At 73.3% G+C, this 9,873-nt stretch carries 8 protein-coding genes; 3 read left to right on the top strand and 5 right to left on the bottom strand.

What is annotated here, in order from left to right; genetic code table 11:
• Positions 1 to 179 precede the first annotated feature (179 nt).
• The 3 genes from DW296_RS14260 to DW296_RS14250 are packed head-to-tail and all read left to right on the top strand — an operon-like array spanning position 180 to position 2,326.
• Complete coding sequence (locus tag DW296_RS14260; protein WP_136052743.1) at positions 180 to 551, top strand: YrdB family protein; 372 nt, start codon at positions 180 to 182, stop codon at positions 549 to 551.
• A 10-nt stretch (positions 552 to 561) separates the two neighbouring features.
• Complete coding sequence (locus tag DW296_RS14255; protein WP_136052742.1) at positions 562 to 1,926, top strand: FAD-binding oxidoreductase; 1,365 nt, start codon at positions 562 to 564, stop codon at positions 1,924 to 1,926.
• A complete protein-coding gene (locus tag DW296_RS14250; protein WP_136052741.1) occupies positions 1,919 to 2,326 on the top strand; it encodes an NUDIX hydrolase in 408 nt (135 codons plus the stop codon). Before DW296_RS14255 ends, DW296_RS14250 begins: the two co-directional genes overlap by 8 nt.
• A 9-nt stretch (positions 2,327 to 2,335) precedes the next feature.
• On the opposite strand, the gene nagB is transcribed toward DW296_RS14250, so the two are convergent.
• The 5 genes from nagB to DW296_RS14225 all read right to left on the bottom strand — a co-directional run bounded on the left by nagB (position 2,336) and on the right by DW296_RS14225 (position 9,849).
• Positions 2,336 to 3,115, bottom strand: a complete 780-nt coding sequence (gene nagB / locus DW296_RS14245) for a glucosamine-6-phosphate deaminase (RefSeq protein ID WP_136052740.1) — start codon at positions 3,113 to 3,115, stop codon at positions 2,336 to 2,338.
• Positions 3,108 to 4,073: an ROK family protein gene (locus tag DW296_RS14240; RefSeq protein WP_136052739.1), complete on the bottom strand. Its 966-nt coding sequence runs from the start codon at positions 4,071 to 4,073 to the stop codon at positions 3,108 to 3,110. The genes nagB and DW296_RS14240 overlap by 8 nt, the downstream gene beginning before the upstream one ends.
• A 31-nt stretch (positions 4,074 to 4,104) precedes the next feature.
• On the bottom strand, positions 4,105 to 5,292 hold the full coding sequence (locus DW296_RS14235; RefSeq protein ID WP_136052738.1) for an ROK family transcriptional regulator: 1,188 nt from the start codon (positions 5,290 to 5,292) through the stop codon (positions 4,105 to 4,107).
• Positions 5,293 to 5,371: 79 nt separating this feature from the next.
• Positions 5,372 to 8,641, bottom strand: a complete 3,270-nt coding sequence (locus tag DW296_RS14230; RefSeq protein WP_136052737.1) for a family 20 glycosylhydrolase — start codon at positions 8,639 to 8,641, stop codon at positions 5,372 to 5,374.
• Positions 8,632 to 9,849, bottom strand: coding sequence for an alanine racemase (locus tag DW296_RS14225; RefSeq protein ID WP_136052736.1), 1,218 nt, complete (start codon positions 9,847 to 9,849; stop codon positions 8,632 to 8,634). Before DW296_RS14225 ends, DW296_RS14230 begins: the two co-directional genes overlap by 10 nt.
• Positions 9,850 to 9,873 lie beyond the last annotated feature (24 nt).

Here is a 9,873-nt window from a genome sequence, read left to right as displayed (position 1 = left end):
TGGCCCCCGTCGAGGAGGTCGCGGCCCCGACCGACGCCGCGTCCGCCGAACCGGCACCCGCGGACTCCGCGCCGACGGACACCGCCCCCGCCGAGGTCGCCGCCACCGACGCCCCGGCCGCGGACGCCGCGACGGACGCCCCGGCCGAGGACGCCCCGCCCGCGGAATAGACTGGTCGTATGACCCCGGATTCCTCCCCTGTCGCCGGCGTCGACCGTCCGGCCCTCACGGCGCTCGACATCGTGCGCGTCGTCGTCCTCATCGCGGCGATCGCCTCGCTCGCCCTGTGGGGGTTCGCGAGCTGGGATCTGCCGTGGAACATCGTGATCGGCGTCGGCGCCCCCGTCGTCGCCCTGCTGCTGTGGGCCCTCTTCCTCTCTCCGCGCCCGGTGCTGCGCGTGCACCCCTTTCTCCGCGCGGTCGTCGAGCTCTTCATCTACGTCGGCGTGACCATCGCCTGGTGGTCCATGGGCCAGGCTCTGATCGGCACGGCCTTCGCGCTGGTCGCCGTCGTCGCCGGGGTCCTCAGCGGACGCCGCGCGCTGGCATGAGCGCACGGTCGTGAGCGTCGTCTCGCTGCTCCGCGACGCCCTCGGGGCGCGCGTGGACGTCAGCGAGCAGGCCAGGCATGACGCCACAGCCGACCGCTCCGGTCATGCCGCGGTGGGCCTTCCCCTGGCCGTCGTCCACGCGGAGAGCGTGGACGACGTGCAGCAGACCATGCGGATCGCGACCGCTACGCGCACGCCCGTCGTCGTGCGCGGTGCCGGGACCGGACTCGCCGGAGCAGCGAATGCCGGAGACGGAGAGATCGTCCTCTCCCTCCGTCGCATGGACGCGGTCCTCGAGGTGCGGCCGGACGACCTCCTCGCCGTGGTCGAACCCGGGATCCTCAACGCCGACCTCAACGCGCATCTGGCGGCCCAGGGACTCTGGTGGCCGCCCGATCCTGCCAGTCGCGACATCTCCACCGTCGGCGGCAACATCGCGACCGGAGCCGGTGGACTGCTCTGCGCGAAGTACGGCGTCGTCCGCGATGCGGTCCTCGGTGTCGATCTCGTCCTCGCCGACGGGCGCCTGCTGCACCTCGGGCACCGCAGCGTGAAGGGGGTCACCGGGCTCGACCTCACCGCCCTCGTCGTGGGGTCGGAAGGAACGCTCGGCGTCGTCGTCGGAGCCACGCTCAAGCTGCGCCGCCTGGTGCCGGGCGAGACCTGCACCGTGACGGCGACCTTCCCCGGCGTCCGGGCGGCGGCCGCAGGGTCCGCGGCGGTGACCGCCGCGGGGATCCAGCCCGCGATCATGGAGCTCATGGATGCCGCGAGCCTCGCCGCCGTCCACACCCTGCTCGCCCTCCGCGCCCCGACGCCGGGCGCCGCGCAGCTCACAATCCAGACCGACGGTCCGGCCGCGCGTGCGGAGGCTGAGGCCATCGCCGCGATCCTGAGCGCGCACGACGGCGTCCCCGTGGTCTCGCACGACCCCGTCGAGGGCGATCGACTCCTCGCGGTCCGACGGTCGATGCACGCAGCGATGGCGTCCCTCGGGACCACGCTCATCGAGGACGTCTCGGTACCGCGGAGCGCGATGCCGGCCATGTTCGACGAGATCGCCCGGATCGAGCGCGAGTACGACATGGTCATCCCGACCGTGGCCCATGCCGGCGACGGCAACCTGCATCCGAACTTCATCTTCGAGGGTCCGGAGACTCCGCCGCAGGTGTGGGCGGCGGCCGACGAGCTCTTCCGCGCCGCGATCCGGCTGGGCGGCACCCTCACCGGCGAGCACGGCATCGGCGTCCTCAAGCGGCGCTGGCTGGCCGACGAGCTCGGCGACGACCAATGGCACCTCCAGCGCGACATCGCCGCGGTGTTCGACCCCCTCGGCATCCTCAACCCCGGAAAGGTCTTCTCTCCCGATGCCTGACATCCACGTGAGCGCGGCCGTGATCGTCGATGCGGAGGGGCGGGTCCTCGTCGTCCGCAAGCACGGCACCACCCGCTTCATGCAGCCCGGGGGCAAGCCGGAGCCGGGCGAATCCCCCGTCGAGACCCTCATCCGCGAGCTGCACGAGGAGCTCGGGCTCGAGCTTACGGACGCGGACCTCCAGCCCCTGGGCCGCTTCGTGTCGGCAGCCGCCAACGAGCCGGGGCACCGCGTGGTGGCCGACGCGTTCTCGGCCTCGATCGATCCCGACGGGGTCCGCGTGCAGGCCGAGCTCGCCGAGCTGCGCTGGATCACCCCGGAGGACGCCGCGGCGCTCCCGCTGGCCCCGCTCAGCGTCGAGCATCTGCTGCCGCTCGCGTGGCCGGCCGGAGCGCGCTAGCGCCTCGGATCAGATGCCCTGCCAGGACGGCTTGTTCGCGAACGTGTAGCGATAGTAGTCGGCGAGCTGCAGCTTCGACGCGGCGGCCTCGTCGACGACGACGGTCGCGTGCGGGTGCAGCTGGATGGCCGACCCGGGCAGCAGCGCGGTGAGCGGCCCCTCGACCGCACCGGCCACGGCCTCCGCCTTGCCTTCACCGAACGCCAGCAGCACGAGGTGGCGTGCTTCCAGGATGGTCCCCAGCCCCTGCGTGATGCAGTGCATCGGGACATCGTCGATCGAGTCGAAGAACCGGGCGTTGTCCTCCCGGGTCTGCTCCGTCAGGGTCTTCACCCGGGTGCGGGAGGCGAAGGAGGATCCGGGCTCGTTGAACCCGATGTGCCCGTCGGTGCCGATGCCGAGGATCTGCAGGTCGACCCCGCCGGCCGCGGCGATGGCCGCGTCGTAGTCCTCACCGGCGTGCTGGATGGTGGCCTGCGCGCCGTTCGGCACGTGGATGCGCTCCGGGTCGAGACCGAGCGGCTCGACCACCTCGCGCGTGATCACCGAGCGGTAGCTCTCCGGGTGGGACGGGTCGATCCCGACGTACTCGTCGAGCGCGAAGCCGCGTACCTGCGAGACGTCGCGCCCCGCCAGGCGGCTGCGGAGTGCCTGGTAGACGGGCAGCGGCGTCGATCCGGTCGCGAGCCCCAGGACGGCGTCCTGGCGACGGTCGATGAGCTCGACGATCTCGGTGGCGACCAGGGCCCCGGCGGCCTCGGCATTCTCGACGATGACGACCTCAGCCATGCGGAACGATCTCCTTCTCAGAAATGGATGCGCCCACCAGAGCGGCGCCGAAGGCGGCGGCGGGGGAACCCGCGGGGAGCAGTTCGATTCTCTCATCCAGCCGCAGGGACTTCAGGAACGGTGACGCCTGGGCGCCCGCATGCAGGGCGGCACGGATGCCGTCCGCGAGCCGACCGCCGAGCGCGGTGAGACCGCCGCCGATGACCACGGTCTCGACGTCGGCCGACAGCACGAGCACGCGCACGGCCGCCGCGGCCCCGAAGAAGAGGTCCGCCTGCAGCGCGAGGGCGTGCGGATCGCCCGCGTCGGCCGCCTCCATGATGTCCTTGACCGGGAGCGCGCCGGGGCGTCCCCAGGCCTTGGCCAACGCCCCGCCACCGCAGAAGGTCTCCACGCAGCCGCGCTGTCCGCAGCCGCACAGCCGTCCGCGGGGGTCGACGGAGAGGTGCCCGACCTCGCCCGCGGTACCGCGCGCGCCACGCCAGATGCGGCCGTCCATGACGATGCCGGCGGCGACGCCGGTGCCGAGGTTCAGGTAGGCCATCGAGCCGGCGACGTCGCTCAGGACGGCAGCACCGAGCGCGGCCGCCTTCACGTCGTTCTCCACCCGGAACGGGACGCCCAGCGCCTGCTCGGCGCGCGCCGCGAGGTCGAGCGACTCCACGCCGAGGTTCACGGCGTGCAGCACACGGCCGGTCTCCGCGTCCACGAGGCCGGGGATGCCGATGCCGGCGGATCCGACGGCGGACAGCGGCAGCCCGCTCTCCTCGGCGAGCGCGGCGACCGTCGAGACGATGCTGTCGACGACGGCGTCCTCCCCCCAACCGGTCGGGCGACGCAGGCGGGCGAGGATCGTCCCGGCCGGGTCCACGGCGACGGCGTCGATCTTCGTGCCGCCAACGTCCAGGCCCACGCGAAGGGGCCGACCGGCACGGTCGGCGGAGGCGGGGACGATCATCGGATGCCGTTCCCGGTCATGGTCGCGGAGGTCACGACACCCCCAGCTGTCCGGAGAGCACCATCACCGCGGCGCCCCGGAGCACGATGTCGTCCTGGCGGGTGAGCCGCACCATGACGTCCTCGAAGACGCCCTCGAGCGTGCGGGCGTGGAGCGTCTCGACGGCCGCGTCGATGAGCGTGCCGTCCAGCAGCTCGGCGGGCCCGGAGAGCACGACCTCGGACAGGTCGAGGGCGGCGACGATCGGGGCGATCGCGATCGCCATGCGGGTCCCGGAGTCGCGGAGGATCTCCTCGCGCGCGGCCGGATCGGCGTCGAGCGCCTCCTGCATGCGACTCACGCTCAGCCAGGCCTCCAGGCAGCCGATCTTGCCGCACGCGCAACGAGGGCCGCCGTCCGTGCCGACGACGACGTGACCGATCTCCCCCGCGGCGAAACGGCTGCCGAGGAGCGGCTGGCTGCCGGTGATGAGCCCGGCACCCACGCCGCGGCCGATCTTGATCAGCATGAAGTCGGCTTCCGCCTCGCCGAACGTGTACTCGGCGAGGACCGCGGCATTGGCGTCGTTCCGCGCCAGCACGGGCAGGTCGAGGTCGGCGCTGAGCTTCGCCTCCAACGGGAAGTCGGTCCAGCCCAGGTTGGGCGAGCTGAGGACGAGGCCGTCCGGACGCACGACACCCGGGGTGCCGATGCCGACGCCGAGCACCGGCTGCGTGGCGATCTCGACGAGGGTCTGCGCGAGGCCGCGGAGGGCGTCGTACGCCGCGTCGCCGTCTGGTGTCGCAGGTCGCGGCACCTGCCGCCGCTCCAGGACGTCGCCGTCGAGGCTGAGCACGGCTCCCTCGAACGCGGTCGGGCCGGACAGGTCGAGCCCGATGATCTGATGCCCCACCCGGTCGATGTCGATGAGGATCGGCGGCTTTCCGGGGCCGACCGCTTCGCGGACGCCGATCTCGACGACGATGCCGTCGGCGATGAACTCCGCGACGAGGTCGGAGATCGTGACGCGCGTGAGGCCCGTCTCGCGGGAGAGGTCGGCGCGGCTCATCGCCCCCGAGTGGTAGAGCGTCTGCAGCACGAGCGCGCGGTTGTGTCCGCGGGCGTGCTCGGGGAGCACCTTGGTGCGCGAACGGAGATGCCGCGCAGGGCCGAAGGCGTGCGCGTTCGCGGTGACGAAGTCTGTCGTCGCCGCGGGGCGCTGATCATCCGAAACGGACATGTTTGTTAGTAGACCTTACGAACAGGAATTGTGCAACTGTCCCGCGCGATTCCGCGGGCAGGGTTACCGAAACGTGACATCATGCCGACTGCGGATCCTCGTCAGCGGCCCGGCGGAGCAGGCGCTCGACGAGGCCGGTGACGATCCCCTCCCTGGTCTCCACCGTCATGGGCTTGCCGGGAACCCCCGGTCGCCGCTGCTCGGGCGACGGACCGTCCAGCGGACGATACCGCACCCCCGCGGCAGCGAGGCGCCGCAGATGCGTGGGCAGCCGCCGCGCGAAGTCGGCGAACGGCGCGGGCCGTCCCCCGTCCCAGAGGCGCTCCGCGATCGCCGCGAGGCGCGGGAACATCGCGAAGTCGACCCGGTCTCTGCTGGGAAGGTGCTCCGTCCACACGTTCGCCTGTCCGCCGACCGCCCCGTCGACGACCTCGAAAGAGTACGCGCGCTCGATGGTCAGCGGGGGGCCGACGCGGATGGGCTCCTCGGTCGATTCGGACTGCGGGTAGTCGAGGTACACCTCGAGGTCCGGGCACCCCACGACCGGGATGCCCCGCCGCAGCGCCTCGCGCATCGCGACCGGCCCGCGCCAGGCGAGGATGCGGACGCCCTCGGGCACGTCGCCCTCCAGCACCTCGTCCCAGGCCAGCGCGGTCCGCCCGCGGCGGCGGACATGGTCCACGAAGTGCGCCGTGAACCAGGGCTGCACGTCGTGCGCCGTGGCCAGCCCCAGCTCCCGCATGCGCGCGGCGGCGGCTGGACTCTCCGCCCACTCGGTCACCGGCACCTCGTCGCCGCCGATCCCGATCCATGCGGACGGGAACACGTCGCACAGCGCGTCGATGGCGGCACGACCGAAGGCCAGCGCCTCCGCGGTCGGCGCGAGGGTGCGGGCGTTCACGCCGAAACGCTCCCACGGCCCGGCGGGGGGCGTCCCGACGTCGAGGTTGCCCAGCTCCGGGTAGGCGGCGAGCGCGGCCTGGATGTGTCCCGGCAGCTCGACCTCGGGCACGAGCGTCACGAAGCGCTCCTCCGCATACCGCACGAGGTCACGCAGCTCGGCGGAGGTGTAGAAGCCCTCGTGAACGCCGGGCTCGACCGTGGCCTCCGGTCCGTGACCGCGTTGCGTGGCCTCGCGCCGCGCGCCGACCTCGGTCAGACGCGGGTAGCCGGGCACCTCGAAGCGCCATCCCTGATCGTCCGTCAGGTGCAGGTGCAGGATGCTGAGGTGGTGATCGGCGAGCAGGTCGATGAGGCGACGCACGTCCTCCACGGGGCGGAAATGGCGCGCCACGTCGAGCATCGCTCCGCGCCAGGCGTAGGCGGGAGAGCCCTCCCAGCGCCCTGCCGGGATCGTCGCGGGGAGAGCGGGGTCGTGGTCCGGGTCGCGGAGCTGACGGAGCGTGCTCGCTCCGCGGAAGACCCCCTCCGGCGTCGCCCCCGCGATCTCGATCCCGGCGGCCGTCACCGACACCCGGAAAGCCTCGGCCCCGTGGCGCCCCGCCGCGGTGGCCGCGGCACCCAGCTCGGCGTCGATCAGGAGGCGGATGGCGGGCAGCGTCTCGTCCGCGCCCCCGCCGCCGAGACGTGCGACCGCGGCCGCCAGCTCCGGCGTGCCGAGGATCGGGGTCGAGGGCGTCCACCGGAAGCCCGGAGCCAGGGAGTCGAGCTCCGCAGCGACGTGCGGCACCGTCGCGCGCGGCGCCGGCGGCGGCATCCGCAACGCGCGACCGGCGACGGCACCGGTGGGGTCGCCGTCGATGACGACCGGCACGCCGCCGACGAGAACCTCGCGCACGCCCTCCGGCGCACCGTGCGGGTCGTCGAAGGTAGCGCCGGCCGCGATCGTCGCCGGGTCGAAAAGCACCAGATCGGCGGTGGCGCCCTCGCGGAGCACACCCCGTGGCGCATCGCCGCGGTCGAGGCCGAGGCGGGCAGCGGGGTTGCCGGAGAGATGACGGACGGCCTCCTCGAGACTCAGCACCCCCAGCTCCCTGACGTAGTGCCCGAGGTAGCGCGGGAACGTGCCGCGGCCGCGCGGGTGCGGCCGGGCGCCGATGAGGATGCCGTCGCTGCCGCCGGAGTGCCGCGGGTGCCGCATGATGGCGCGGACGTTGTTCTCGTCGCCGATGTGCATGAGCACGCCCGTGGCGCCCGCATCGGCGAGGATCGTGTCGATCACGACGTCGACCGCGCGCCGCCCCGTCTCCGCCGCGATGTCGGCGATCGTCCGGCCGACGAGTCCGGCGAGATCCGGGTGAGCCGTCCCGGAGATCTGGATCGCCGACCAGTCCGCCGCCTCGCCATGGAATCCGTCGCAGCCGATCTCCTCCAGCTCGACGCGGACCGCCTCGCGTCCCTCGGCGTCGAGGGCTCCCAGCACGCCGAGCAGGTCGCCGGTCGCCGCCAGCCGGCTCGGCAGGAGGGCGGAGAGGGTCGTGGCCCCCGGAAGGTAGGGGTAGGTGTCCAGGGTCACGTCGACACCGTCGGCCGTCGCCTCGTCGACGAGGGCCAGCAGCTCGGCGGCGCGACCGCGGTTCGGGGCGAAGTTCATGGTCGCGTGGGTGAGATGGACAGGGCATCCGGTGCGGCGGCCGATCTCGATCGCCTCGCGATAGGCGTCCAGCGCCGCCCGCCCGTAGCTGCGGGTGTGCGGCGCCCAGTAGCCGCCGCGCTCCGCCACCACCCGGCAGAGGGCTTCGAGCTCCGCGGTGTCGGCGTACATCCCCGGGGTGTAGGTCAGGCCGCTCGACATGCCGAAGGCCCCGGCATCCAGGGCCTGCCCGAGGAGGTCGGCCATGGCCGCGATCTCGGCGGGGGTCGCCCGGCGGTCGTCATGCCCGACCACCATCATCCGGAGGTTGCCCTGCGGCACCAGCACCGCGGCGTTGGCCACCGCGGCGACGTCGATCGCCTCCAGGAAATCGCCCATCGACCGCCACGGGACCTCCGCCGGACGCCCGTTCCAGCCCGCGATCTGGGCGGGGATGACCGCGGCGGTCGCCTCGTCCAGCGGCGCGTAGCCCAGGCCGTCCTGCCCGAGCACCTCGGTCGTGACCCCCTGCCGGATCTTGGCGTCGTGCGCCGCGCCCTGGAGCACCGCGAGGTCGCTGTGCGCATGCATGTCGATGAAACCGGGTGCCAGGACGAGGCCGGACGCGTCGACCTCGACCGCGCCGTCCGGCACCTCGAGCGGCGTCCCGTCGCCGTCGCGGACGACGGCGACGACCCTGGCCCCCTCCACCGCGACGTCCGCGACGAAGCGCGGGGCACCGGTGCCGTCGACGACGGTCGCCCGACGATAGACGCGCACCAGGCCGGCCGCGGCCTTCTCGGCGCTCAGAAGCATGTCGCCACCGCGTCGATCACCCGGGGATCGGTGGCGTCGGGGTCGTCGATCACGGCGACGACGCGCCACTTGTCGAATGCGGTGCACGGATGCGAGAGGCCCAGCCGCACGACCTCGCCGACCGCGACGGTCGCCCCCTCGGCGGGTCGGAGGAAGGCGTGCTGGTCGTTCAGGGCCGTCACCGCACCGGCGACCGACTGCGGCACCGGCAGGTCGATGTCGAACGGCACGTCCCGCCGCCCGGCGTCGAGCAGGGCGAGGCCGGGCTCGGGCTGGGAGACCACCCGTGACCACGCGTGCATCGCGGAGCGCAGCGGAGCGGTATCCGTCAGCGGACCGAACGGCGACATGCGGGAGTAGAAGCCGTCGTCGTGGATCTGGAAGGCCCCGGAGCGCAGCACGACCTCGGCGTCCCCTCCCGCGGCGCCGAGGACCGCAGCGGCGCGATCGGGGAAGGCGCTGCCCCCCGCGCTGAGCACGGGGCGGAGACCGTCGGGGTAGTCGAGACGGCGATGCAGCTCGACGAGGGTAGCCAGGAAGCCGTCCACCGCGGCGACCGAGGCCGCGGAACGGTCGGGACCGAAAGGCCCCTCGTAGCCCGTCACTCCGGCGAGCCGGAGACCTGGGGCGGCGGCGATCGCCGCAGCGATGTGCTCGCCCTCCGCGACGGTGCGCGCGCCCGTCCTGCCCTGCGCGCCGCCGAGCTCCACGAGCACGTCCAGCGGTCGCGGGGCGCCGGCGAGGGCGTCGGCGAGGATCGCGACCCCGGCGAGCGAATCCGCGCCGCAGAGGATCCGCAGGCCCTCGTCGGCGGCGAGCATCGCTCCGAGCTCCCGGGCCGCGGCACCGTCGGTCACTCCGTTGGCGATGAGCACCGTCGGCACGCCGGCGTCGACGGCGACGCGGGCCTGCCACGGGGTCGCGACGGAGATGCCCCATGCCCCGGCGTCGAGCAGTCGCTGCCAGAGCGCCGGCGCCATGGTGGTCTTGCCGTGGGGGGCGAGGTGCACACCTTCGCGCGCCGCCCAGCCGAACACGGTGTCCTCGTTGTGCGTGATCGCGTCGGCATGCGCCGTGAGCACGGGCGTGCCGAGGTCCGAGAGGCGCAGACCGGCACCGCCGACCTCCGACAGACGCAGCCCCGCGGCGCGCGCCGGGAACCCCTTCGCCCAGGTGCCGAGAACGGGATCCGGAATTTGTAGAGGCATCTAACAAGGCTACTAGGCTGGCGG

The sequence above is a fragment of the Microbacterium sp. K36 genome (genome assembly GCF_004794355.1).
Classification (GTDB): domain Bacteria; phylum Actinomycetota; class Actinomycetes; order Actinomycetales; family Microbacteriaceae; genus Microbacterium; species Microbacterium paraoxydans_D.
The sequence above is the reverse complement of the archived record's forward strand: the minus strand, read 5'-3'. Positions and strand labels throughout refer to the sequence as shown.